Consider the following 24335-nt stretch of genomic DNA (forward strand, 5'->3'; position numbering starts at 1 on the left):
TGGAACCTCGAAACCCTTTGCCGCGAACCTGCCAGATGGTGTTTGCTGCCGCCATGGCTCAACGCAAGACCCTCCTCATCGTCGACGACGACCAGGACCTTCGCGGGGCGATCGCCGAACAGCTCGAGGCCGAGAACTTCCAGACCGTGGAGGCCGCGACGGCCGGCGACGGAATCCGGATGGCCCGCGAGGAGAAGCCGGACCTGATCCTGCTCGACGTCGATCTGCCCGACATGGACGGCCGCGAGGCCTGCAAGCGCATGCGTGAGGACGGGGTGCAGACGCCGGTGATCATGCTGACGGCGGCCGACACTGACGACGACACGATCCGCGGCCTGGACTCGGGCGCCAACGACTACGTCACCAAGCCCTACCGGTTCGCCGTGCTGCTGGCCCGCATCCGGGTGCTGCTGCGCGACTACGAGCACTCGGAGGGCGCGGTCTTCCGGCTGGGCGACTACGAGTTCCGCCCAGCCGCCAAGGTCCTCGTCGACCAGAAGGGCAAGAAGGTCCGGCTGACCGAGAAGGAGACCAACATCCTGAAGTACCTCTACCGCGCCGGCGAGAAGGCCGTGTCGCGCGAGGAGCTTCTGGCCGAGGTCTGGGGCTACAACGCCGGCGTCACCACCCACACGCTCGAGACGCACGTCTACCGCCTGCGCCAGAAGATCGAGCCCGACCCCGCCAACGCCCGCCTCCTCCTCACCGAGCAGGGCGGCTACAAGCTGGCGCCTTGAAAGCTTTATAAAGCTGCAATACATGAATTGCAGATTGTAGGAGCACGCCATGGGTCGCTATGAACCCCTCGGCGCCTTTCTGGCGGCGCAAGTCGGCGATCTGATCCCTCTCACGTTCCGCGAGATCGAGGATGTGCTCGGCGCGCCCCTGCCGGCCTCGAAACGCTATCCCGCATGGTGGAGCAACAACCCCTCGAACAACCCCATGACCAAGGCATGGCTGGCGGCGGGCTTCACGACGGAGCAGGTGGATATCGCGGGGGAACGGCTGGTCTTCCGCCGGGCCAAGCCACAGCGCTTTGGCGTGGAGGAGCAGGGCGCGGACTTCCGCGCCGCCGCGTCCGCCGCGCCGCCGGCGGGCTGGCTGGAAAAGCTGCGCGAGGAGATGCGCGGGACGGTGTGGATCGAACCCGGCTATGACCTGACGCAGCCTGCGGGCGAGGTCTGGAACGCCGAACACGAATGAGATGGCCGATCCTGCTCGATACCTGTGCGATGATCTGGATCACCAACGGCGACCCGATCAGTCCGGAGGCCGAGCGCGCCCTGGGGGAGATGGCCGGCCATCCGAGAGGCGTGCTGGTCTCGCCGATTTCGGCGTGGGAGGTCGGTCTTCTGGCGGCGCGCGGGCGGTTCCGCGCCGGACAGGACCCCGCCGACTGGTTCCACGGGCTGGTCGACCGCGGATTCGCCCTGGCGGACCTGACGCCGCGGATCTTCGTCGCGAGTTCCTTCCTGCCCGATTCGAGGCTCCGCGATCCGGCCGATCGCATCGTCGTGGCGACGGCCCGGACATTCGGCTACCGGATCATGACCCGCGACCGGCTGATCCTCGGCTTCGCCGCCGAAGGCCACGCGCAGGCCATCGCCTGCTGAAGCCCGCCGGCCGGAACCGGTCAGGCGTGGCGGATCACAGCACCAGGTCTGCGCTCACCGGCGCATGGTCGCTGGGGCGTTCCCAGCCGCGGACGTCGTCGTGGATGCGGCTGGCCGGCGCGCCGAGGCGCCAGGCGGCGTCCTTCAGGCCGGGGCTGACGAGGATGTGGTCGAGGCGCAGGCCGCGGTTGGACATCCGGAAGTCCTTGGCGCGGTAACTCCACCACGAGGCCAGCTTCTCGGGCTCGGGCCGCATGCTGCGGGTCAGGTCGATCAGGCCCAGCGAGGCTTCCATCGCCCGGAACGCCTCGATCTCGATCGGCGTGTGGCTGACGATCTTCGACATGTACCTGTGGTTCCAGACGTCGAACTCGCCCGGCGCCACGTTCAGGTCGCCGACGATGGCCAACGGCGCCTTCGGATCGCGCTTGCCGAGCTCGGCGGTCAGGGTCTCGTAGAAGTTCAGCTTGTGGTCGAACTTCGGGTTCAGGGCGCGGTCGGGGATGTCGCCGCCGGCGGGGATGTAGAAGTTGTGGATCTCGACGCCGGCCACCTTCGCGCCGACGCAGCGGGCGTGGCCCTCGCGGCAGGCGTCCAGCGGCGCGCAGTCCTCCAGCGGCAGGGCCGAGGCGATCGCCACGCCGTGCCAGCCCTTCTGGCCCGCGATCTTCAGGTGCGGGAGGCCCATCTCCCTGAAGGCGTCGACCGGGAACTCACCCTCGCGGCACTTGATCTCCTGCAGGCACAGGACGTCCGGCGCCTGCTCCTTCATGAAGCGGGCGGCGTGCTCGTGGCGCAGGCGGACGGAGTTGACGTTCCAGGTGCAGATTCGCAGACGCATTCGGGACCTATAGCGGGGCGCGGACGCGATGCGCGCACGGTGTGAGGCGGCCCACAGGCGCTCCACAGGAAATCCGGACAACCTGAGAAAGAAAGGCCCGGGCTTGCGCCCGGGCCGTGTAAGTCGTCTCTCATGCCGCCGCCGGGAGGGGATAGGTTCCGGCACGGACTTCGTCGACACGACCGGCGCGCCGACGACGTAGTGATAATATCATCACACTCGAACAAAAAGTCAAAGGCCTTTAACGGCAGAGCTTGCATGTGTCACTATCGCAACAGTTTCGCGATATCAGACCTTGCCCCGCCCAGGGTTCTTGGGCCGCGGATCCTTCAGCACGAACAATGACTTGTCGAGGCCCGAGGCGCGTTCGAGCCCCTGGAGCTGCACCCGGGTGGGGCGGCCCTGCGCGTCCGTCACCGTCCAGCCGGCCAAGGCCAGCGGCGCGTCCGTGAACGACAGGGTGATCTCGCCCGCCGTCTCCTTCTTCCCGTCGCGCGCGGTGACCGAGAAGCCGTTCTGCAGGCGCTGGACGCGGGTCACCCGCACGCCCTTGTCGAGGCGGATGCTCTTGGCCAGGAACAGCGACAGCGGCGTCGCGCCCAGCGGATAGGCGTCGAAGGTCTTCAGGCGCTTGTCCTGCACGCTGACCACGCCGCCGTCCGAGACGACCAGCAGGCCCGAAGGCGCATCGTAGGCGAAGCGCGCCTTGCCCGGCCGCTTCATGAAGAGCTGGCCGGTGGTGGCGCGTCCGCGGGCGTCGGTCTGGATGAAGCGGCCCCTGGCCTCGTTCAGGCCCTCCAGGTAGGCGATCGCGCGGTCCACCAGCGCCTGGTCGGCCGCCGAAAGGGCGGTCTGCGCCGTGGCGCCGCCGGCGAAGGACGTGGCGGCCAGCGCCAGCGCCAGGCTCCGTCGGGTGAAGGTCATGCTCTGCTCCATGAGTGGCCGTGTCGCACGCCGCCTGGGCCGCAATAGGGCGCGGGCAGGGCGAAGGGCAACGCCCAGGCTTCGCCGCCCGTTCCTAGAAGCGGCCGGAACGGCTGGGCGTGAGGCGGACGGGGCGAGCGTCGGCCGCACCCACGCCCCCGGGGCAGGCGGCGGGCCTATATTTCAGGTCGTAGCAGAGGCGCACTTCGGTCAGCCGTCCTTCCCGGTCGAGGGCCACGAAGATCGCCCCGGGCGGCAACCCGCGGTTCTTCGCGACGAACGCCTTTCGCAGGCTCCCGGCGGTGAGGCGGGGGACGTCCTCGATCCGCGGGAGGATCACGCGATCGTAGAGGCGCGCGGCGTCGCGGAAATAGGCCTGCGGATCGGTCCAGCCGCATGCGCCGTGCGCCTGCCACTCGTGCTGCATGAGCGCGGCCGACGGCGTGCGGCAGTACATGGCCCGCACCGTGGCGGGGTCGATCGGGCCGACGGGCCGGCAGTAGCGCGGATAGGGCGGGGCCTTGCCGTTCGGCCAGAGGCCGTGCAGCGCGAAGCCCTGCGGCCGGCCCTCGGGGTCCAGCGCCGGCGTCGTGGATCCGGTCCGGCCGTTGATCCGCCGCCAGTCCGGCGTCCAGGAGATGGCCAGCAGATAGTAGGCCGTGGCGACCCCGCTCACAACGTCGCCCGGATCGACAGCCTCCACCGGCGCCGGCTTCAGGCCGGGCGGCAGGCGGCAGGACGTCGCGGCGATGGCCGGTGCGGCGCAGGCGAGGGCGGCGAACAGCGGGAGCAGGAAGCGCATCGCGCCATTGAGACCCGCGCGCCGAAGCTGGCAATCGGATAGGCTCGCGGCATGGCGATGATCGACGACCTTGAACGCCGGATGCGCGACGCCGCCGAAGCGGGCGATTTCGAAACCGCCGCCCTGCTCCGCGACGCCATCGCCCGCATCCGCTCGGGCCGATCCGGCCTGCGCGAGCAGGAGCCGGGCAAGATGGGCCTGGGCTCCAGCCAGGAGCGGTATGTCGGCGCCGACAAGACCCGCAGTCTGCCGAAGCGCCCCGACCCGATGACCAGCGGCCACAAGCCGGGCGGGCGGCGGTCGAAGGGATAGTCTTCCCTCCAAACAGCGAACGTCCCCGGGGATGACGTTCGTTTTCCGGGGCGTCAGGGCGCCGCCGAGACCAGGATCTCGCGCTTGCCGGCGTGGTTGGCGGGGCCGACGACGCCTTCCTGCTCCATGCGCTCCATCAGCGAGGCGGCGCGGTTGTAGCCGATCTGCAGGCGGCGCTGGATGTAGCTGGTCGAGGCCTTGCCGTCGCGGGTGACCACGGCGACCGCGCGGTCGTAGAGGTCGTTGCCGTCCCCGTCGCCGCCGCCGAAGCCGCCCTCGTCGCCGCCGTCGTCCTCGTCGCCGCCGGCGGTGACCTCCTCGAGGTAGGCCGGCTGGCCCTGGTCGCGCAGGAACCTGGCCACCGCCTCGACCTCGCCGTCCGAGACGAACGGGCCGTGCAGGCGGGTGATGCGGCCGCCGCCGGCCATGTAGAGCATGTCGCCCTGGCCCAGGAGCTGCTCGGCGCCCTGCTCGCCCAGGATCGTGCGGCTGTCGATCTTGCTGGTCACCTGGAAGCTGATCCGGGTCGGGAAGTTGGCCTTGATGGTGCCGGTGATCACGTCCACCGACGGGCGCTGGGTGGCCATGATCAGGTGGATGCCGGCGGCCCGCGCCATCTGGGCGAGGCGCTGGACGGCGCCTTCGATGTCCTTGCCGGCCACCATCATCAGGTCGGCCACCTCGTCGATGATGACGACGAGGTAGGGCATCGGCTCGGGCCGGATCTTCTCGCTCTCGTAGGTGGCGCGGCCGGCCTCGTCGAAGCCGGTCTGCACCGTCCGCTCGAAGTGTTCGCCCTTGGCCAGCGCCTCGCGGGCGCGCTCGTTGTAGGAGGCCACGTTGCGCACGCCGATCTTGGACATGCGGCGATAGCGGTCCTCCATCTCGCGCACGGTCCACTTCAGCGCGACGATGGCCTTCTTCGGGTCGGTGACGACGGGCGCCAGCAGGTGCGGGATGCCGTCGTAGACCGAAAGCTCCAGCATCTTCGGGTCGATCATGATCAGCCGGCACTGCTCGGGCGGCAGGCGGTAGAGGATCGACAGGATCATGGCGTTGACGCCCACCGACTTGCCCGAGCCGGTGGTGCCGGCGATCAGCAGGTGGGGCATCTTGGCCAGGTCGGCGATGTAGGGCTCGCCGCCGATGGTTTCGCCCAGGACGACGGGCAGGGTCTGGCCGCCGCGCTCGTATTCGCCCGAGCCCAGCATCTCGCGCAGGTAGACGGTCTCGCGCCGCTGGTTGGGCAGCTCGATGCCGATGGCGTTGCGGCCCGGCACCACCGAGACCCGCGCCGACGCCACGCTCATCGAGCGCGCGATGTCGTCGGCCAGCGCCACGACGCGGGCCGACTTCACGCCGGCGGCCGGGACCAGTTCGTAGAGGGTGACGACGGGGCCGGGGCGGATCTGGTCCACCTGGCCGCGGACGCCGAATTCGGCCAGCACGTTCTCCAGCAGTTGGGCGTTCTGGCGCAGCGAGCCCTCGTCGTACTGGGCGGCGCGCTGGGGCGCCTTGGTCAGCATCGACAGCTCGGGCAGCTTGAAGCCGCCCTCCTGGGCGAAGGCGAAGGTGCTCTGCGCCTCCTTGATCTCGCGGGCGCTCTCCTTCGGCGCGGCCTTGGGCGCCTTCACGGTCGGCGTGGGGCCCTCGGCGGCGACGGCGGGCGCGTCGTCGAAGGGCGCCTCGTCCGCGGCGTCCGGTACGGCCGGAGCCGGCTCGGAACGGTTGCGGCGGGCGACCTTGGCGGCGACGGCAGGCTCAGGCCTGGCGGCCTTCAGCTTCGGCTTCGGGGTGAGCGCGTGGCTGAGCCAGGCGGCCGCGCCGCGCAGGTCGACGCGCGAGAGGCCCAACGCGTAGCCATAGGCCACGGCGCCGGCCAGGGTGAGCGCCAGCCCCGCGGCCAGCGCCGCCTGCGGTATGCGGGCATAGGCGACGAGGCCCGAGAACCCGCCGAACAGGGCGTCGCCCCAGAAGCCGCCCAGGCCCTTGGCCAGCGGCCAGGCGGCCGGGGTGGGCGCCCAGGCCAGCGCGCCCGCGAGCAGCAGCACGCCGGCGGTCCCGGCGACCGCGCGCAGGCGGAGGCGGCCGCGCGAGGCGTCGGGCTCGGGATCGACGACCCGGTTGAGGCTCACGGTGACGATCAGCAGCGCCAGCAGGCCCGCGCCGGCGCCCAGCGACTGCACGCCGATGTCGGCCAGCACCGCGCCGGCGCCGCCCAGCGCGTTCGTGGGCGCCGCCGCGCCGGCGGCGTTCAGGCTGGGATCGGCGGCGTTGTAGGTCGCGAACGCGGTGGCCAGCGCCACCCCGAAGGCCGCGGCGACGCCCCCGCGCAGGCGCGCCGTCGCCGGATGGCTCCAGGTGAGCTTCGCGATGTGGAGCGCCAGCTCCCACCCGGTTTTCCGCGCCGCCCGCGCCATGCGTCCCCACGCTCCAAGACGAATCCCCCCTTTCTGCGACGGGGACCGTTAATCGGGCGTTTACCGTGATTTTCCGCCCCGCGATCGGGCTTTCGTGCGGCCGTGGACCGCACTAGGTTCGGCCCCATGAACTGGTCCATGCCGCGTCCTGTCCTGCAGGTGGTCGCCACCGCCATCGTCGCCGCGTGCCTCGGCGCGTTCGCGCTCGGGGTGTTCACGGCGCCGTCGCGCAGCCGGCTGCCCGGCGACGGGCCGGCGGGCAAGAGCGCCGAGGTGCTGCAGGCCACGGAGGCCCAGCCGCTGATCGACGAGCGCATCCAGGGCGCCGCGACGCCCGACGAGCTGACGCCGGAGGAACAGGCCGCCCTCGACGCCGAGAAGAAGGCCAGGGCGGAGGCCGCCGCGCTCGCCAAGGCCGAGGCCGAGAAGGGCGCTCCCGCCGGTCCGGAGTCGGCCCCGGTCCTCACGCCCGTCCCGCCCCCCGCGGAGGCCGCGCAACCCGCGCCGCCCCCGCCGCCGAAGGCGGAGGAACCGCCGTTCTAAGGCGCCGCTAGACCCCGTTCTTCCTGAAGAAGGCCAGCATCCTGGACCAGCCGTCGGTGGCGGCGTCCCTGTCGTAGGAAGGCCGGTAGTCGGCGTGGAAGCCGTGCTGGACGCCGGGGTAGACGACGATGTCGCTGCCGGTCTTGCCGGCGGCCTTCAGCGCCGCCTTCATCTTCTCGACGTCGGCCAGCGGGATGCCGCTGTCCTTCCCGGCGTAGAGGCCGAGGACGGGGTTGTGCAGGTCGGCCGCCATGTCGATGGCGTGCTTGCCCTCGGCGTCGCCCACGGTGTGGTCGCCGGTGAGCCGGCCGTACCAGGCCACGCCGCACTTGAAGTCGGCGAGGCGCTCGCTGGCCTCCCAGACGATGTTGCCGCCCCAGCAGAAGCCGGTGATCGCCATGCGCGTCACGTCGGCGTAGGGCTGGGCCTTCAGGAAGGCGATGCCGGCCCGGATGTCGCCGGTCACCTGCCTGTCGCTGGCTTCGCCCACGATCTTCAGGATCGCCTGGAAGTCGGTCAGCTTCGAGGGATCGCCGGCCCGGACGAAGAAGTCGGGCGCCAGCACGCAGTAGCCTTCCCTGGCGAGGCGGCGGCAGGTGTCGCGGATGTACTCGTGCAGGCCGAATATCTCGGAGATCAGGATCACCACCGGGAAGCGGCCGCCCTTCGCCGGCCGCGCCAGGAAGCCGGGGATCTCGCGGTCGGCCGCCTTCAGCATCACCTCGCTCTGCACCAGGCCGTCGGGCGGGGTCGTGATCGGCTGGGCCTCGGCCGACCAGGCCGCCACGGCATAGCCGCCGGTCAGCGCCAGAGTCAGGCCGCGGCGCGAGAGGTGCAGGTCTTCGGGGCGGGTCCCGTCGGGGCGGGTGAGGGTGACCATGGGCGGACCTCCGGGCGCGGGGATGCGAGAGGCCGCGATCCTGCGATGGCCGTCGGGTTCAAGTCCAGCTTCCCGCGTGCGCCACGGCCTTCCCCGACCGCCGGCTGGCGGCGTGCGACAGCAGCGCGCGCAGTTGGGCGGCCTTCAGCGGCTTGTGCAGCAGGGCCACGCCCGAGGCCTGGGCGCGGGTCATGAGTTCGGGATCGAGGTCGCCGGTCACCAGCCAGGCGGCGGGTGGCGGCTCGGGGTGGCGCCGCGCCACGTCCGCGATCAGCGACAGGCCGTCCAGCGCGCCGGTCAGCCGGTAGTCGCAGAGGAAGGCGCGGTAGCGGCGGCCCGTGGCGATGAGCGCCAGGGCCGCCGCGCCGTCGGCGGCGACGTCGACCTCGACGCCCCACTGCCGCACCAGCCCGACCAGGGCCTCGCGCACGTCGGCGTCGTCGTCCACGAAGAGCAGGCTGAGCCCGGCGAGCGGATCGCCGGCGGGCGCAGGCGCCGTCGCCACGGCCTCGGGCGCGGCCCCCTGGGGCTGGGCGAAGGCGAAGGTCGAGCCGCGCCCCGGCTCGGAGGCCACCTCGATCCCGGTGTCCAGCAGGGCCGAGGCGCGGCGGCAGATGGTGAGGCCGAGGCCCATGCCCTTCTTGCGGTCGCGCTCCGGATTCCCGAGCTGGACGAAGTCGTCGAAGATCCGGCTGAGATCGTCGGGCGCGACGCCGATGCCGGTGTCGGCCACCGCGAACCGCACCGTCCCGTCGACGTCCGCAGTGGCCGAGACGGCGACGGCGCCCGCGGCGGTGTAGCGCAGCGCGTTGCCCACGAGGTTGGCCAGGATCTGTTCCAGCAGCACGGGATCGCTGTCGACCCACAGGTCGTCGGCCGCGAAGCTCAGCGCCAGGCCCTTCTCCGCCGCCATCGGCTGGAACACCGGCTCCAGCCGTCCGAACAGCGCGGCGACCGAGACCGGCTCGCGGCTGGGCGTGATGACCCCGGCCTCCAGCCGCGAGATGTCCAGCAGGCCCGAGAACAGGCCCTCCAGCGCGTCGATGTTGGCCTGGATGCGGCCCACGACGGCGCGGCCCTCGCGGCTGAGCCTCAGGCCCTCCAGCGACGAGGAGAACAGGCTGAGCGCGTAGAGCGGCTGGCGCAGGTCGTGGCTGGCGGCCGCCAGGAACTGCGACTTGGCGAGGCTGGCCTGCTCGGCCTTGCGCCGGGCGGCGTCGGACTCCTCGGTCCGCGCCTGGAGCTGGGCCAGCAGGTCCAGGTTCTCGAAGCGGATGCGGAAGCCTTCCATCACCGTGCGCGCCTGCACCCGGCAGAAGCCGAACAGGATGGCCGCGAAGCCCAGGGACGCCACGCCCAGCGCCAGGTGGCCAGGCGTCGGCGCGGCGGCCAGGCGGGCGAAGACGCTCAGGAAGATCAGGCCCACGAAGGCGTAGAGGCCGGGCGGGTTGTAGGCGTTGCCCGGCACGCTGCCGCCCGAGATGCCGTAGAGGCCGCACAGCGTCAGCGCGAGCGTGATCGGCTCGTCCAGGTGGATGAACAGGAAGGCGGTCGAGCCCCAGACGGCGCCCGCGAGCGCCATGTAGGCCGTGACCAGGTTCGCCCAGCGGGGCAGCTCGGCGTCGGCGCGCGGCCGGCGGCGATAGGCGGCCACCAGCACCAGCCGCAGGAGCTGGGTCGAGGTCTGCACCGCCGCCCAGCCCAGCACCACGGCCGGCGGATTGTAGAGCCAGGCCGTGACGACCATGTAGATCGTGACCACCATGGCCGCGGCGAAGGCGTTGCCGATCTGCACGTAGAGGGTTCGGATCGCCTCGGCGCGCACCTCATGTGCGCGGGGGTCGCTCAACCGATCAGCCCCAGCTCGCGGGCCCGGACGATCGCCTGCACGCGGTTGGTCACGCCCAGCAGGCCGAACACCTCCGTCAGGTGGGCGCGGATGGTCCGCTCGGCGATGCCCATGCGGTAGCGCATCTCCTTGTTGGCGCAGCCCTGGGCCAGCAGCTCCAGCACCTGGGCCTGGCGGGGCGAGAGCGAGGGGGCGGTCCCCCTGGCCGGCGTGTCGAAGGCGTGGCCGCCGTCGAGCACCGCTTGCAGCATCTCGACGATCCGGGCGGGCTCGGCCGCCTTGTCGATGAAGCCCGCGGCGCCGGCGTGCCGCGCACGCTGGCGGGCGGCCATGTCCTCGCGGCCCGAGATCATCACCCGCGCCACGTCGGGCCGCAGGGCCGCCATCTCGGCGAGCGCCGCGAAGCCGTCGCGGTCGGGAAGCTGGATATCGACGATCACGAGATCGAAGGCGCCCGCAGCCAGGGCCGCGCAGCCGCCCGCGGCGCTGTCGGCCATGGCCAGCGACCAGTCGGGTCGGGCCTTGCCCACCATGGCGGCGAAGCCCTCGCGGAACAGCGGATGGTCGTCGACCAGCAACAGACTCGCGGACATCGACGCCCTACGCCCCACCCAACAGCCGATGCCGAGCATCGCCCGCCGAACACGGATCGGGCAAGCCGGCGCCGCATGCCTCTATAGGCAGGTCCGGCGCCGCAATAGGCAGGTTAACCGGCCCTTGAGCATCGCCCTAGGCTTCCGGCCGGGAGTTCAGACGCCGTCACGGGAGGCGGCGCGAGTAGGGGTCGGGTTCCATGCTTATGAGATATGTCCTGGCGTGCGGCGCGGCCGCCACGCTCGCGTTCGGCGCCGCCGCGTCCGCCGCCACGCCGGATCCTGCGGTCGGCGGGGGTTCCGCCTATGTGTTCGGCAATGAAGGGTCGCACCTCGAGACGAGCGGCGCTCCTGGGCCCGTCGCGACATCGGCGGGCGCCGTCAAGGCCGTGGCCGACTCGGCCGGCTCGCCCTCGCCGTTCGTCCTCGCCCATGCGGTGATCGGCGACGGGGCGAGCGATTCCGCCAGCGCCGGCGCGCAGGTGATCTACAGCTACACCTTCCACCTCGACGACTCGCCGTTCGCCCAGTTGCTCAGCCAGCAGGTGACCGCCTTCCAGGCGAGCGGGTTCGGCGCGCCGACGGTGCGGGCCCGCGGCAGCGGCTACTTCGTCTCCGACGCAGGCGGCACGACGCTCGGCTACATCTACGGTTTCCTGGGCGCGGGCACGGAGACGCGGTTCAACTGCAACTTCGGCCTCGGCGACTGCGGCTGGCAGGACTTCGACGTCGCCATCGCGATCACCTCGGTGGACAACCTCGACTTCAGCGGCCAGGTGCTCCTCTACGCCTCGGCGGCGGCCGACGCCGGGCCGAGGATCGGCAGCGAGGCGCTGGCCTACCTCGATCCGGAACTCTACTTCCCGGACCACTCCGAGGTGACCTTCATCCTGAGTTCGGGTTTCGCCAACGCCACGGGTGGCCACAACGCGCCGCCGGCCTATGCCGACCTGTTCCCCGGCGCGGGGACGGGCGGCGTGCCGGAACCGGCGTCCTGGGCCCTGATGATCACGGGCTTCGGCCTCTCGGGCGCGACGCTGCGCCGCCGCCGGCGGATCGCCGCCTGATTTAGGGATGGAACGATGGGGCGGCCTGCGGTTCTCTGGGCCGCATGGTCGCCGATCGCATGCGTCCCCTCGGCCTGCGCCGCCTCACGGCCGGTGAGCGCGGGCTCGCGGCCGAGGTCTTCGGCGCGGGCCTCGACGCCGGGCGGGTGCGGATCCTGGCCACGCCGGTCTGGAACCGCGCCTTCGTGGCCGGCCCGGCGCTGATCGTCTGGCCCGCCCGGACCGCGCCGCTCGACTTCGCCGCGGAGCCGCTGGCCCGGCAGGCCGTCTTCGTCCACGAGCTGACCCACGTCTGGCAGGCGCAGAAAGGCGTGCGGCTGCTGGCCGCCAAGCTGCGCGCGGGCGACGGCGCGGCGTCCTACGCCTACGACCTGGAGCGCGGCCCCGCCTTCGCGGCGCTCAACATCGAGCAGCAGGCCATGGTGGTGGAGCACGCCTTCGTGGCCTCCAGGGGCGGCGCGACGCCGCACCCGGCGGCCCTCTACGCCGAGGCCGCCCCGGCGTGGCGGCGCTCGGCGTGACAAAGTCCCTGTCACGAATGGGGCCTTTGCCCTTGCAGGCCCTCCGAATTTTCCCATATCCGCTCTCGACGCCGGGTTCCGCTCAGGCAGAGCGGGGGCCGGCCGGGAACTTAATCGAACCGGGGACATCGCATTTCCGCGGGCGCTTCATTAGAAGGCCCCACCGCGCAGTCCGCCAAAAAGGAGCGAGCAAGACTCAACCATGAGCAAGATTATCGGCATCGACCTCGGCACGACCAACTCGTGCGTGGCCATCATGGACGGCAAGGCGCCGAAGGTGATCGAGAACGCCGAAGGCGCGCGGACCACGCCCTCGGTGGTGGGCGTGATGGACGACGGCGAGCGCCTCGTGGGCCAGCCGGCCAAGCGCCAGGCGGTCACCAACCCCTCCAACACCCTCTTCGCGATCAAGCGCCTGATCGGCCGCCAGTTCGACGACCCCGTGGTCGCCAAGGACAAGGGCATGGTGCCGTACGACATCGTGAAGGGCCCGAACGGCGACGCCTGGGTGAAGGCCCACGGGACCGACTATTCGCCCCAGCAGGTGTCGGCGTTCATCCTGCAGAAGATGAAGGAAGCCGCCGAGCAGCACCTCGGCGAGAAGGTCGACAAGGCGGTCATTACCGTTCCGGCCTACTTCAACGACGCCCAGCGCCAGGCCACCAAGGACGCCGGCAAGATCGCGGGCCTCGAAGTCCTGCGCATCATCAACGAGCCGACCGCGGCGGCGCTCGCCTACGGCCTCGAGAAGAACGACGGCAAGAAGATCGCCGTCTACGACCTCGGCGGCGGCACCTTCGACGTCTCGATCCTGGAGATCGGCGACGGCGTCTTCGAGGTGAAGTCCACCAACGGCGACACCTTCCTGGGCGGCGAGGACTTCGACCTGCGCCTCGTCGATTACCTGGCCGACGAGTTCAAGAAGGAGCAGGGGGTCGACCTGCGCAAGGACAAGCTGGCCCTCCAGCGCCTCAAGGAAGAGGCCGAGAAGGCGAAGAAGGAACTGAGCTCGGTCACCCAGTACGAGGTGAACCTGCCCTTCATCAGCATGAACGCCTCGGGCCCGCTGCACCTGAACATCAAGCTCTCCCGCGCGAAGCTGGAAGCCCTGGTCGAGGACCTGATCGTCAAGACGATCGGCCCCTGCGAACAGGCGCTGAAGGACGCGGGCCTCAAGAAGTCGGACATCGACGAGGTGATCCTGGTCGGCGGCATGACCCGCATGCCCAAGGTCGTCGAGACGGTGAAGGAGTTCTTCGGGCGCGAGCCGCACAAGGGCGTGAACCCCGACGAGGTCGTGGCCCTGGGCGCCGCCGTGCAGGCGGGCGTGCTGGCCGGCGACGTCAAGGACGTGCTGCTGCTGGACGTGACCCCCCTGACCCTCGGCATCGAGACCCTGGGCGGCGTGTTCACGCCGATGATCGAGCGCAACACCACGATCCCGACCAAGAAGAGCCAGCCGTTCTCGACCGCCGTGGACAACCAGTCGGCCGTGACGATCCGGGTCTTCCAGGGCGAACGCCCGATGGCCGAGGACAACAAGCTGCTGGGCCAGTTCGACCTGGTCGGCATCCCGCCGGCGCCGCGCGGCGTGCCGCAGGTCGAGGTGACCTTCGACATCGACGCCAACGGCATCGTCAACGTCACGGCCCGGGACAAGGCGACCAACAAGGAACAGGCGATCCGCATCCAGGCCAACGGCGGCCTCTCGGACGCGGACATCGACGCCATGGTCAAGGAAGCCGAGTCCAACAAGGCCGACGACGAGAAGCGCAAGGCGACCGTGGAGGCCAAGAACCAGGCCGATGCGATCGTCCACTCGTCCGAGAAGGCCCTCGCCGAGCACGGCGACAAGGTCTCCGAGGCCGAGCGCAGCGCGATCCAGGCGGCGCTGGACGACCTGAAGGGCTCGCTGGAGTCGGGCGACGCCGAGACCATCTCGGCCAAGACCCAGACGCTGATCCAGGCCTCGATGAAGCTCGGCGAGGCCATGTACAAGGCCCAGCAGGGGGAGGCCGGCGGCGACGCCGAGGCGACCTCGGCCGGGCCGGATTCCTCGGACGACGTGGTCGACGCGGAGTTCGAGGAAGTCGACGGCTCCCCCGGGGGCGACGACGGCAAGAAGGCTTAAGCCGTGACAACGCGCCCCATGGCGGCCCGGGCCGGGCTTCGGCGTCAGGCCGCCATCGGGGACGCCGCCGCCGCCTTCACGGTTGCGGATGCAACAGGTTCCCCCGCCCGCCCGGCGCTGATAAGCCTTGCGGCCGGGCGGGGGCCCACCCACCTCGATTCACATCGGTTTCCGAGCGCCTGACGACTCATGCGGGACTATTACGAGATCCTCGGCGTGGAGCGCGGCTGCGATGACAGCGCGCTGAAGTCCGCCTTCCGCAAGCAGGCGATGCAGCACCACCCCGACCGCAACGCCGGCTGCGAGGAAGCCGCCGGCCGCTTCAAGGAGATCAACGAGGCCTACTCGGTCCTCTCCGATCCGCAGAAGCGCGCGGCCTACGACCGCTTCGGCCACGCCGGGGTGAACGGCCAGGGCGGCTTCGGGAACGGCCAGTTCCACGACGTGGGCGACATCTTCAACGAGGTGTTCGGCGACGTCTTCGGCGACATGTTCGGCGGGCGCGGCCAGCGCCAGCGGGGCGGCCCCGCCCGCGGGAACGACCTGCGCTACGACCTGGAGATCAGCCTCGAGCAGGCCTACGCCGGCGCCGAGGTCGAGATCGCCGTCCCGGTCACCATGACCTGCGAGCCCTGCGAGGGCTCGGGCGCCAAGCCGGGGACCAGCCCCACGCAATGCACCACCTGCCATGGCGCCGGCCGCGTCCGCGCCAGCCAGGGCTTCTTCTCCATCGAGCGCGCCTGCCCGCGCTGCGGCGGCTCGGGCCGCATGGTCATGGACCCCTGCGTCGAGTGCCGCGGGGCCGGCCAGATCCGCAAGACCCGCACGCTGGCGGTCCGCATCCCGGCCGGCGTGGACGACGGCGCGCGCATCCGCCTCGCCGGCGAGGGCGACGCGGGCCAGCGTGGCGGCCCGCGCGGCGACCTCTACATCTTCATCTCGGTGAAGCCGCACGAACTGTTCGAGCGCGACGGCCTGGACCTGCTCTGCACCGTGCCGGTGCCGATGTGCGTCGCGGCGCTGGGCGGCGAGATCGAGGCCCCCTGCCTGATGGGCGGCGCGACCTGCGACGGCCAGTGCAAGATCGAGGTCAAGGTCCCCGAGGGCGCCCAGACCGGCAGGACCGTGCGCGTGAAGGGCCGCGGCATGCCGTCCCTGCGCGGGCCGCAGCGTGGCGACCTGGTGGTCGAACTCTTCGTCGAGACCCCCACCCGGCTCACCGCCCGCCAGAAGGAGCTGATGCGCGAGCTCTCCGAGCTCTGCAGCGAGCAGCAGCACCCCAAGGCGGCCGGCTTCACCGGCAAGGCCAGGAAGTTCTGGGACAGCGTGACGGGCCAGGCCTGATCCGATCTGCGGCTGGCTGTCGGATGCGACGCGGGACGAGACGATGATCAGTCCCTATGCCGCTTCGCCTTCCAGATCGCGTCTTCGAGCGCCTTGGCGAAGGCTTCCCGTTCGCCGGGGCTCAGCGCCGCCGCCACCGCCGTCTCGCGGCCGGAGAGCGCCAGCCGCAACGCCGTGCAGCGGTCTTCGGCGTCGCGCTCGGTGGTGACGCGGGTGAAGGCGGTCGGGCTCTCCCAGACCACCTTCGTCGCCTTCGGGCTCTCGTAGGTGATCTTCACCTCCGAGGGGCTCACCTGCACGCGCTCGATCACCCGGCCCGAACGGAAGCTCATCATGAAGGCCAGCGCCACGGCCAGCACGTCGATCGCCAGGAACGGCAGCAGCACGAACACCGCCCCCAGCCGCAGGAACACCAGCGCCGAGCCGCAGTTGGCCAGCGTGATCACGCTGATCAGGATGATGAAGCCGCGCTCGGAGAGCGACCGGTTCGGCCGGATCTCGGCGTCCATGTAGAGCGCGGCCGCGGGCATGGCTCGCGACACTATTCCGGTCGCCGCGGAAGTCCACTATCCCAGCGGTCATGAGCGACACCACCTGGGCCAACGGCCGCATCGCCCTCGTCACGGGCGCCACCTCGGGCTTCGGCGAGGCCATGGCGCGCCGGCTGATCGCCGGCGGGGCCAGGGTGATCGCCACCGGCCGCCGCGCCGACCGTCTCGCGGCCCTCGCCAGGGATCTCGCCACCGACCGCCTGCTCACCCGCGAGCTCGACGTCCGCTCGGCCGCCGCCATCGACGCCCTGCTGCCCGGCCTGCCGGCCGAGTTCGCCGCGATCGACGTGCTCTACAACAACGCCGGCCTGGCGCTCGGCCTCGGCAAGGCGCACGAGGCCGACCTCGACGACTGGACGACCATGATCGAGACCAACGTCACCGGCCTCGTCCGCATGACCCGCGCCGTCCTGCCCGGCATGGTCGAGCGGAACCGCGGCGACGTGATGAACCTCTCGTCGGTGGCCGCCAGCTACCCCTATCCGGGCGGCAACGTGTACGGCGGCACGAAGGCCTTCGTGCGCCAGTTCTCGCTGAACCTGCGCGCCGACCTGATCGGCACGAAGGTCCGCGTCACCTCCATCGAGCCCGGCATGGCCGAGACCGAGTTCTCGGTGGTCCGCTTCGCCGGCGACCAGGCGAAGGCCGACAACGTCTACAAGGGCGTCCACGCCATGAGCGCCGACGACGTGGCCCTGGTCTGCGAGAGCGTCCTGAAGCTCCCCGCCCACATCAACGTCAACACCCTCGAGCTCATGCCGGTCCAGCAGGCCTTCGGCGGCTTCGCGGTCGACCGGGGATAGCCGCCCTTGCCCACCCACCGATTGTCATCCCGGTCTTCGCCGCAGGCGAAACCGGGATGACAATCGGGGAAGGGTTCGCTAAACGCCCCGCCGACAATCGATCTCCGCGCCTTGGCCGAGCACCTGTCGAAGGGCCTGGGCGCGTTTCTCCGGGCAGGTCGGGAGATCGTATCCAGATGGCCAACGTGACCGTGATCGGCGCCCAGTGGGGCGACGAGGGCAAGGGCAAGCTCGTCGACTGGCTGTCGAACCGCGCCGACGTGGTGGTGCGCTTCCAGGGCGGCCACAACGCCGGCCACACGCTGGTGGTCGGCAACCAGGTCTACAAGCTCAGCCTGCTTCCCTCGGGCGTGGTCCAGGGCAAGCTCTCGATCATCGGCAACGGCGTCGTGGTCGACCCCTGGCACCTGCTGAAGGAGATCGACGGCATCCGCGCCCAGGGCGTGGAGATCGGCCCCGACCTGCTGGTGCTGGCCGACAACGCCTGCCTGATCCTGCCCATCCACCGCGATCTGGACCAAGCGCGCGAGGCGGCCGCGACCAACAAGATCGGCACCACCGGGCGCGGCATCGGCCCGGCCTATGAGGACAAGGTGGGCCGGCGCGCCATCCGCGTCGCCGACCTCGCCGACCGTGAGGCGCTGGAGGCCAAGATCGACCGCCTGCTGGCGCACCATGCGCCGCTGCGCGCGGGCCTGGGCCTGCCGCCGGTGGACGCCGCGGCGTTGCTGGCCGAACTGGAGGAGATGGCGTCCAGTATCCTCGCCTACGCCCAGCCGGCGTGGCTGAAGCTCGATGGCATCGTGAAGTCGGGCAGGCGGGTGCTGTTCGAGGGCGCGCAAGGGGCGCTGCTCGACGTCGACCACGGCACCTATCCGTATGTGACCTCGTCCAACACCGTGGCCGGCCAGGCCGCCGCCGGCTCGGGCCTCGGCCCCAAGGGCCCCGGCTACGTGCTGGGCATCGTGAAGGCCTACACGACCCGGGTGGGCGAGGGCCCGTTCCCGACCGAGCTCACCGACGAGGTGGGCCAGCACCTGGGCACGGTCGGCCGCGAGTTCGGCACGGTGACGGGGCGCTCGCGCCGCTGCGGCTGGTTCGATGCGGCGCTGGTGCGCCAGTCGGTGGCGCTGAACGGCATCACCGGCATCGCGCTCACCAAGCTGGACGTGCTGGACGGGCTCACGACCCTGAAGATCTGCACCGGCTACCGCCTGAACGGCGAAGACGTCGGCTACCTGCCCGCGGGCCTCAAGGCCCAGGCCGCGCTCACGCCCGTCTACGAGGAGATGGAAGGCTGGAGCGAGACGACCCAGGGCGCCCGCTCGTGGAAGGACCTGCCGGCCAACGCGGTGAAGTACGTCCGCCGCATCGAGGAACTGATCGGCGCCCCCGTCGCGCTGCTCTCCACCAGCCCGCAGCGGGACGACACCATCCTGGTCCGCGACCCGTTTCAGGACTGACATATAGTCCTACCCATTCTGAGGCGCCGGCGGTCGCCGAGGCCCGCGCATCAAACGTCTCTTTACGGATTGTCCGCTACGACGGTTCCCAGCGCGGGGGGAGCCAAGTCCTTGTTCGACGGCGACAAACGTATCATCGAGAAGATGGCGCCGAGGCTGAAGCGCGTGGTCGTCGCCGACCCGACGCTCGCCAGCGCACGGCTGTTCAGCGAGCTGATGCGCGACATCGCCCAGAGCCACGTCTGGATCGCCCACAACACCGAACGCGCGCTCCGCATCGCCGAGACCTGCGACCCGCAACTGATCGTGCTGGAGCTGGGCGCCGCCGACGTCGAAGGCCTGGCGATCGCCAGGAAGATCCGCCGCTCGACCTGGAGCTGCCGCAAGGCCCCGATCATCACGGTCACGGGCGCCGCCACCGCCGGCATGATCCTGGCCGCCCGCGACGCCGGCGTGCATGAGTTCCTGCGCAAGCCCTACTCGATGAAGGACCTGATCCGCCGCCTCGAGGCCGTGACGCTGAAGGAGCGCGACTGGGTCGAGGGCGTGGCCTACATCGGCCCCGACCGGCGCCGCTTCAACTCGGGCGAATACGCCGGCCCGCTGAAGCGCAAGACCGACGGCTCCGAGACGCCGTACCAGCAGAAGATCAACCAGTGCCTGAAGATCGTCCGCGCGGCCGTCGCCGCCTCCGAGACCGATCCCGAGCAGGCGATGCGCGCGATGCTGACCCAGGCCACCAGCCTGCAGACGCTGGCCACCGACTTCCGCCTGACCCTGGCGGCGTCGGAGTTCTACCGCCACCTGATGAAGCACACCCAGTCGGGCGCGCCGCTCACCCGCGCCGCCGCCGAGAGCTGGGCCAAGCCCCTGCTCACCTTCCTGCCCAAGGAGGAAGCCCGCACGGCCGAGGCGGCCTAGCCGTCCTACTGCTGGCGGCGGGCGTCGGCGGTGGCGGCGTTCAGCTTGCGGATGCGCTCGCTGTAGAGGGCCGCCAGGCGGTGCGGGTCGGAGACGTCGTTGCGGGCGTCGCGCCAAGCCAGTTGACGCTGGCGCAGGATGTCGCGGTCGGCGTGGGCGCTGAGGGCGGCGGCGTAGGCGCGGCGCAGGTCCTGCTGCAACTTCTCCAGTTCGGCGTCGCCGCAGATGGCGCGGTCGGCCGGCGTCGTGGCGCCCGGGCAAGGCTTCGGCGCCGCGGTCGCAGCCAGCTCCTTCCTGGCCGGCGGCGGCTCGGGCGCGGGCTCCGCGTCCGCGACCTCCTGCGGGGCGGCTTCCGCGGCGTCCGGCGCGGGTGTCTCATACTCCGCCGCGACCTCGACGGGCGGGGCCGGCGGCGGCGCGTCCGCTAGCTCGGCGGGCGCGACCAGCGGAGCGTCGGTCTCCTTGGGCGCAGGCGGCGGGGCAGGCGCGGCCTCCACCTCGGCGCGGAACTGCGCGAGTTCCGATGACGGCCGCAGGAACGCCTCGCCCACGCTGCCGGCGAACGCGCCCACGGCCAGGCCCACCACGGCGCCCGCCGTGAACACCCCGACCGACCAGCGGCGGCGCGGCGGCGGGTCGGGGTCCGGCTCGCGCTCCAGGCGCAGGTCGTCGATCGGATCGGGCTGGGCCTCTTCCTCCTCGACGGCCAGCCGCTCCAGCGGGTCGCCCAGGTCGAGCTCGATGAAGCGCGGCTCGCTGCGGTCGCGGCGGCTCGCGCGCTTCCTGAGGCCGGGATCGCCGCCCTCGCGGCGCCGCGCCATCTCCTGCAGGATCAGATAGGACTGCCGGGCCTGTCCGCGCTCACGCGCGGTGTCGAGCAGCGACCGGAGGTCCGGCCCGCTGAGGGTGGAAAGGTCGAGCTGGAGCACTGGCATTCCCCGGGCGCGTCACATCGGCCGGCGCCCGTCACCTCACCAGCACGGATACTATCGCGCGGCTCGCGCCGTCCGGAAAGGGCGTCATTTCAGCGCTCTCCGAGGTGGCGCGCGCAGCGCGCCGGGGTTGAGCGATCCTTAGAGCCTTGTTAGCGCGTCAGCGCCGTTTGATTCGACCACGAACGAACACGAAGACACACGAACGCGTCGGGGACGATCTGAACGCTGCGATCCTCTGCGGCCTGTTCGTGTGTCTTCGTGTTCGTTCGTGGTTCCAAAAGATGACGGCGCCTCTGGCGCGCAGGAAGCCTGCGGCCGACACCCCGGATCAGGTCCGGGGGGCTCTTCTCCCCTGCGGGCGAGGAGAGCTCCCCGGGCTGTGCGCCTGCGTCTATGCCCGCGCCGACTTCGGCAGGTCGAAGCGGTCGGCGTTCATGACCTTCACCCAGGCGGCCACGAAGTCCTTCACGAACGTCCCGGCCGCGTCGGACGAGGCGTAGACCTCGCTGATCGCCCGGAGCTGCGAGTTGGACCCGAAGGCGAGGTCGGTCCGGGTGGCCGTCCACTTCGGCGTGTTCGTCGCCCGGTCCGTGCCCACGAAGGTCTCGTCGCCCGCGTCGTCGACCTGCTTCCACGCCGTGCCCATGTCGAGCAGGTTGACGAAGAAGTCGTTGGTCAGCACGCCGACGCGGTCGGTGAAGACCCCGTCCTTCGAGCCGCCGTGGTTCGCGCCCAGGACCCTGAGGCCGCCGACCAGCACCGCCATCTGCGGGGCGGTCAGGCCCAGGAGCTGCGAGCGGTCGACCAGCAGCTCCTCGGTCGGCACGCTGAAGCGGGTCTCCAGATAGTTGCGGAACCCGTCGGCCCGCGGCTTCAGCACTTCGAAGCTGTGGGCGTCGGTCTGCTCCGCCGTGGCGTCGGTGCGGCCCGGCGTGAAGGGTACGCCGACGTCGTGGCCCCCGGCCTTCGCCGCCCTGGCCACCGCCGCCGAGCCGCCCAGCACGATCAGGTCGGCCAGGCTCACCTTCTTGCCGCCGGAGGCCTTGGCGTCGAAGTCGACCTTGATTCCCTCCAGCACCTTCAGCACGCGGGCCAGTTCGGCGGGCTCGTTCACCGCCCAGTCCTTCTGGGGCGCCAGGCGGATGCGCGCGCCGTTGGCGCCGCCACGCCGGTCCGAGCCGCGGTAGGTCGCGGCCGAGGCCCAGGCGGTCTTCACCAGATCCGACGTCGACAGGCCCGACGCGAGGATCGTCTCCTGCAGCGCCTCGATGTCGGCGCTGTCGACCAACGGATGGTCGACCGCCGGGACCGGGTCCTGCCAGATCAGGTCCTCCGCGGGCACTTCCGGGCCGAGGTAGCGGACCTTCGGGCCCATGTCGCGGTGGGTCAGCTTGAACCAGGCGCGGGCGAAGGCGTCGGCGAACTCCGCGGGGTTGTCCCGGAACCGCTCGGCGATCCTGCGGTACGCCGGGTCCATCTTGAGGGCCAAGTCGGCCGTGGTCATCATCGTCGGCACGCGACGCTGCGGGCTGTGCGCGCCCGGCGCCAGGTCTTCCGGCTTCTGCGCCACCGGCCGCCACTGCTTGGCCCCCGCCGGACTGCGGACCAGCTCGTAGTCGTAGTCCAGCAGCATGTGGAAGAAGCTCATGTCCCACTTGACCGGCGTGGGGGTCCAGGCGCCCTCGAGGCCGCTGGTGATGGTGTGGTCGCCCATCCCGCTCTCATGGCCGCTCTGCCAGCCGAGCCCCTGCTGGGCGATGTCGGCGCCCTCCGGCTCGGCGCCGACCTTGGAGGCGTCGCCCGCCCCGTGGGCCTTGCCGAAGGTGTGGCCGCCGGCGGTGAGCGCCAGCGTCTCCTCGTCGTTCATGGCCATGCGCGCGAAGGTCTCGCGGATATCGCGCGCCGACTTCAGCGGGTCGGGGTCGCCGCCCGGGCCTTCCGGGTTCACGTAGATCAGGCCCATCTGGATCGCGGCCAGCGGGTTCTCCAGCGCGCGGCCGGCCTCCTCGTCGATCCGGGTCTTGTTGTCGGCGTGGCCGACCCACTGTTCCTCGGTGCCCCAGTAGATGTCCTTGGCCGGCTCCCAGGTGTCGGCCCGGCCGCCGCCGAAGCCGAAGGTGGGGCCGCCCATGCTCTCGATGGCCACGTTTCCGGCCAGGATCATCAGGTCGGCCCAGGAGAGCTTCGCCCCATATTTCTGCTTGATCGGCCAGAGCAGGCGGCGCGCCTTGTCGAGGTTGCCGTTGTCCGGCCAGCTGTTCAGCGGGGCGAAGCGCTGGCCGCCCGAGGACGAGCCGCCGCGGCCGTCGCCGGTGCGATAGGTGCCGGCGCTGTGCCAGGCCATGCGGATGAAGAACGGGCCGTAGTGGCCGTAGTCCGCCGGCCACCAGGGCTGGCTGTCGGTCATCAGGGCGGTGAGATCGCGCTTCACCGCGGCGTAGTCGAGCGACTTGAACGCCTCGGCGTAGTCGAAGTCGTCGGCCATCGGGCTGCCGTTGGCGCCGTGCTGGTGCAGGATGTCCAGCGACAGCTGGTTTGGCCACCAGTCGCGGTTCGTACGGCCCAGCAGGGTCCGGAGCGCAGCGCGCTCCTTCCGCGGATCGGAAAGCGGGCTCGCGTCGTCCATGTCGTTCCTCCTGGTCACCCCGACCTGAGGTTCCGGACGCTAGGCTCCTCCCGAGCCCGCGACAAAATGAAAAACCTGATGGCCGGCTGTGGGGAAATCTATGGAACTCCTAAGTTCCATTTGGTTCGCGTGATTTCCCGACCCGATTCCATGGGCGCCGCACCCCCGATCGGGGGACGCTATGCGCCGCGCGCGCCTGTACCTCGGGGTGGCGCAGGCTGTGCGGGCCCTGCTGGAGGGTTCCGCCCTGCGTGAGTTCATAGGGGGTGTTTCATGGCGCGGGTGACTCTCAATCCGGGGACGTCGACGATCTCGTTCGGCGACATCGCGACCCTGACCATCGGTCAGACGACGATCGTGGCCGCGAATTCGACGACGCTGGCCGTGCGCGTGGAGATCTCCGGCACGATCACCGGCGTCCTCGACGTGGTCTATGGCGGGAATTTCCAGACCATCGCGGGCGTGCCCATCGGCGGTGAGTTCACCAGCCTGAAGGTCGACCTGAACGGCCAGACCCTGCTCAACATCACCGACTTCTCGCTGCCGTTCTCGGCGACCCAGTCGGCCGACTTCTCCAACCTGATGGCGCAGATCCTGGTCGGCGACGATATCCTGACGGGCGGCGCGCTGGGCGAGATCATCAACGGCTTCACGGGCGTCGACAGCATCGACGGCGGCGGCGGCATCGACATCATCAACGGCAACCAGGGCAACGACACCCTGCTGGGCGGCTCCGGCGACGATGTGTTGCGGGGCGGCAAGGACAACGACGTCATCTTCGGCGGCGACGGCAACGACTTCATCTCCGGCGACCGCGGCGACGACACCGTCACCGGCGGCGCGGGCGCCGACAGCTTCCACGTCTTCTCGGGTTCGGGCATCGACCGCGTCACCGACTTCAGCCGCGCCGAAGGCGACCGCGTGGCCGTGCTCACGGGCACGACCTACACCGTGAGCCAGGTCGGCGCCGACGTCGTCATCGATCTGGGCGGCGGCACGCAGATGATCCTGGTCGGCGTCCAGCAGTCGTCGCTGACCGACGGCTGGATCTACAACATCTGACGCCCGGGGGCGGGTCGCCGGGATCGACGAGGCCCTGGAACCCCGGGGTCACGTCGGGTCCTTGCGGCCGGTGCGGGCCGGAACGTGGAAGCCGTGGTCGGCGTCGTCCGCCAGGACCGGCGTCGCGCGACGTT

22 protein-coding genes and 1 pseudogene are annotated in these 24335 nt (G+C 70.9%); 13 read left to right on the forward strand and 10 right to left on the reverse strand.

Translation table 11 applies throughout. The features are described 5' to 3' along the window. Positions 1 to 53 precede the first annotated feature (53 nt). Genes KF737_RS05345 through KF737_RS05355 form a run of 3 tightly spaced genes read left to right on the forward strand, consistent with a single transcriptional unit; the run spans position 54 to position 1613 of the window. Complete coding sequence (locus KF737_RS05345) at positions 54 to 737, forward strand: response regulator transcription factor (protein WP_296451119.1); 684 nt, start codon at positions 54 to 56, stop codon at positions 735 to 737. A 49-nt stretch (positions 738 to 786) separates the two neighbouring features. Then, positions 787 to 1203 carry a hypothetical protein gene (locus tag KF737_RS05350; RefSeq protein ID WP_296451122.1) on the forward strand — a complete coding sequence of 139 codons (417 nt, stop codon included), beginning with the start codon at positions 787 to 789 and terminating at the stop codon, positions 1201 to 1203. After that, entirely contained in the window at positions 1200 to 1613 is a 414-nt protein-coding gene (locus tag KF737_RS05355; RefSeq protein ID WP_296451125.1) for a type II toxin-antitoxin system VapC family toxin, read from the forward strand. The genes KF737_RS05350 and KF737_RS05355 overlap by 4 nt, the downstream gene beginning before the upstream one ends. A gap of 34 nt (positions 1614 to 1647) precedes the next feature. Here the strand turns inward: KF737_RS05355 and KF737_RS05360 are convergent, their stop codons facing one another. The 3 genes from KF737_RS05360 to KF737_RS05370 form a co-directional block, all read right to left on the reverse strand. Continuing rightward, positions 1648 to 2454, reverse strand: a complete 807-nt coding sequence (locus KF737_RS05360; protein ID WP_296451127.1) for an exodeoxyribonuclease III — start codon at positions 2452 to 2454, stop codon at positions 1648 to 1650. Between the two features lie 288 nt (positions 2455 to 2742). Beyond that, positions 2743 to 3378, reverse strand: a complete 636-nt coding sequence (locus KF737_RS05365) for an outer-membrane lipoprotein carrier protein LolA (protein WP_296451130.1) — start codon at positions 3376 to 3378, stop codon at positions 2743 to 2745. A 94-nt stretch (positions 3379 to 3472) separates the two neighbouring features. Next, positions 3473 to 4180, reverse strand: coding sequence for a ribonuclease T (locus KF737_RS05370; RefSeq protein ID WP_296451133.1), 708 nt, complete (start codon positions 4178 to 4180; stop codon positions 3473 to 3475). A gap of 51 nt (positions 4181 to 4231) precedes the next feature. On the opposite strand from KF737_RS05370, the gene KF737_RS05375 reads away from it, so the two are divergent. After that, entirely contained in the window at positions 4232 to 4492 is a 261-nt protein-coding gene (locus tag KF737_RS05375) for a UvrB/UvrC motif-containing protein (RefSeq protein ID WP_296451136.1), read from the forward strand. A gap of 53 nt (positions 4493 to 4545) precedes the next feature. Here the strand turns inward: KF737_RS05375 and KF737_RS05380 are convergent, their stop codons facing one another. Continuing rightward, a complete protein-coding gene (locus KF737_RS05380) occupies positions 4546 to 6912 on the reverse strand; it encodes a DNA translocase FtsK (RefSeq protein WP_296451139.1) in 2367 nt (788 codons plus the stop codon). A gap of 138 nt (positions 6913 to 7050) precedes the next feature. Between KF737_RS05380 and KF737_RS05385 the strand changes: the two genes are divergently transcribed. Continuing rightward, entirely contained in the window at positions 7051 to 7455 is a 405-nt protein-coding gene (locus KF737_RS05385) for a hypothetical protein (RefSeq protein WP_296451142.1), read from the forward strand. A gap of 7 nt (positions 7456 to 7462) precedes the next feature. Here the strand turns inward: KF737_RS05385 and KF737_RS05390 are convergent, their stop codons facing one another. The 3 genes from KF737_RS05390 to KF737_RS05400 are packed head-to-tail and all read right to left on the reverse strand — an operon-like array spanning position 7463 to position 10777. Beyond that, positions 7463 to 8335, reverse strand: coding sequence for a dienelactone hydrolase family protein (locus KF737_RS05390; RefSeq protein ID WP_296451145.1), 873 nt, complete (start codon positions 8333 to 8335; stop codon positions 7463 to 7465). Positions 8336 to 8393: 58 nt separating this feature from the next. Next, positions 8394 to 10184: an ATP-binding protein gene (locus KF737_RS05395; protein WP_296451148.1), complete on the reverse strand. Its 1791-nt coding sequence runs from the start codon at positions 10182 to 10184 to the stop codon at positions 8394 to 8396. Further along, positions 10181 to 10777 (reverse strand): response regulator, encoded by a 597-nt coding sequence (locus KF737_RS05400; protein ID WP_296451150.1) that lies wholly within the window; start codon positions 10775 to 10777, stop codon positions 10181 to 10183. Before KF737_RS05400 ends, KF737_RS05395 begins: the two co-directional genes overlap by 4 nt. A gap of 200 nt (positions 10778 to 10977) precedes the next feature. Here KF737_RS05400 and KF737_RS05405 point away from each other — a divergent pair, with 200 nt between their 5' ends. The 4 genes and pseudogenes from KF737_RS05405 to dnaJ all read left to right on the forward strand — a co-directional run bounded on the left by KF737_RS05405 (position 10978) and on the right by dnaJ (position 15840). Then, the gene (locus KF737_RS05405) at positions 10978 to 11844 is read left to right on the forward strand and encodes a PEPxxWA-CTERM sorting domain-containing protein (protein WP_296451152.1); all 867 of its coding nucleotides are present in this window, start codon (positions 10978 to 10980) and stop codon (positions 11842 to 11844) included. Positions 11845 to 11888: 44 nt separating this feature from the next. Next, on the forward strand, positions 11889 to 12365 hold the full coding sequence (locus tag KF737_RS05410; protein WP_296451155.1) for a hypothetical protein: 477 nt from the start codon (positions 11889 to 11891) through the stop codon (positions 12363 to 12365). A 187-nt stretch (positions 12366 to 12552) separates the two neighbouring features. Further along, positions 12553 to 14496 (forward strand): annotated as a pseudogene (dnaK, locus tag KF737_RS05415) (molecular chaperone DnaK); the annotation flags it as partial. Between the two features lie 189 nt (positions 14497 to 14685). Continuing rightward, positions 14686 to 15840, forward strand: a complete 1155-nt coding sequence (gene dnaJ / locus KF737_RS05420; RefSeq protein ID WP_296451157.1) for a molecular chaperone DnaJ — start codon at positions 14686 to 14688, stop codon at positions 15838 to 15840. A 47-nt stretch (positions 15841 to 15887) separates the two neighbouring features. On the opposite strand, the gene KF737_RS05425 is transcribed toward dnaJ, so the two are convergent. Beyond that, entirely contained in the window at positions 15888 to 16370 is a 483-nt protein-coding gene (locus KF737_RS05425) for a DUF2244 domain-containing protein (RefSeq protein WP_296451159.1), read from the reverse strand. Positions 16371 to 16420: 50 nt separating this feature from the next. On the opposite strand from KF737_RS05425, the gene KF737_RS05430 reads away from it, so the two are divergent. The 3 genes from KF737_RS05430 (at position 16421) to KF737_RS05440 (ending at position 19578) form a co-directional block, all read left to right on the forward strand. Continuing rightward, positions 16421 to 17194: an SDR family NAD(P)-dependent oxidoreductase gene (locus tag KF737_RS05430; RefSeq protein WP_296451163.1), complete on the forward strand. Its 774-nt coding sequence runs from the start codon at positions 16421 to 16423 to the stop codon at positions 17192 to 17194. 176 nt (positions 17195 to 17370) lie between these two features. Further along, on the forward strand, positions 17371 to 18657 hold the full coding sequence (locus KF737_RS05435; protein WP_296451166.1) for an adenylosuccinate synthase: 1287 nt from the start codon (positions 17371 to 17373) through the stop codon (positions 18655 to 18657). A 111-nt stretch (positions 18658 to 18768) separates the two neighbouring features. Next, positions 18769 to 19578 carry a response regulator gene (locus KF737_RS05440; RefSeq protein WP_296451169.1) on the forward strand — a complete coding sequence of 270 codons (810 nt, stop codon included), beginning with the start codon at positions 18769 to 18771 and terminating at the stop codon, positions 19576 to 19578. Between the two features lie 5 nt (positions 19579 to 19583). Here the strand turns inward: KF737_RS05440 and KF737_RS05445 are convergent, their stop codons facing one another. Then, positions 19584 to 20507 carry a hypothetical protein gene (locus KF737_RS05445; protein ID WP_296451171.1) on the reverse strand — a complete coding sequence of 308 codons (924 nt, stop codon included), beginning with the start codon at positions 20505 to 20507 and terminating at the stop codon, positions 19584 to 19586. Positions 20508 to 20904: 397 nt separating this feature from the next. Further along, entirely contained in the window at positions 20905 to 23139 is a 2235-nt protein-coding gene (gene katG / locus KF737_RS05450; RefSeq protein WP_296451173.1) for a catalase/peroxidase HPI, read from the reverse strand. 273 nt (positions 23140 to 23412) lie between these two features. Here katG and KF737_RS05455 point away from each other — a divergent pair, with 273 nt between their 5' ends. Then, on the forward strand, positions 23413 to 24201 hold the full coding sequence (locus KF737_RS05455) for a hypothetical protein (RefSeq protein ID WP_296451176.1): 789 nt from the start codon (positions 23413 to 23415) through the stop codon (positions 24199 to 24201). The last annotated feature ends 134 nt before the right edge of the window (positions 24202 to 24335 follow it).

This window comes from Phenylobacterium sp. (genome assembly GCF_019636135.1).
Lineage (GTDB): Bacteria > Pseudomonadota > Alphaproteobacteria > Caulobacterales > Caulobacteraceae > Phenylobacterium.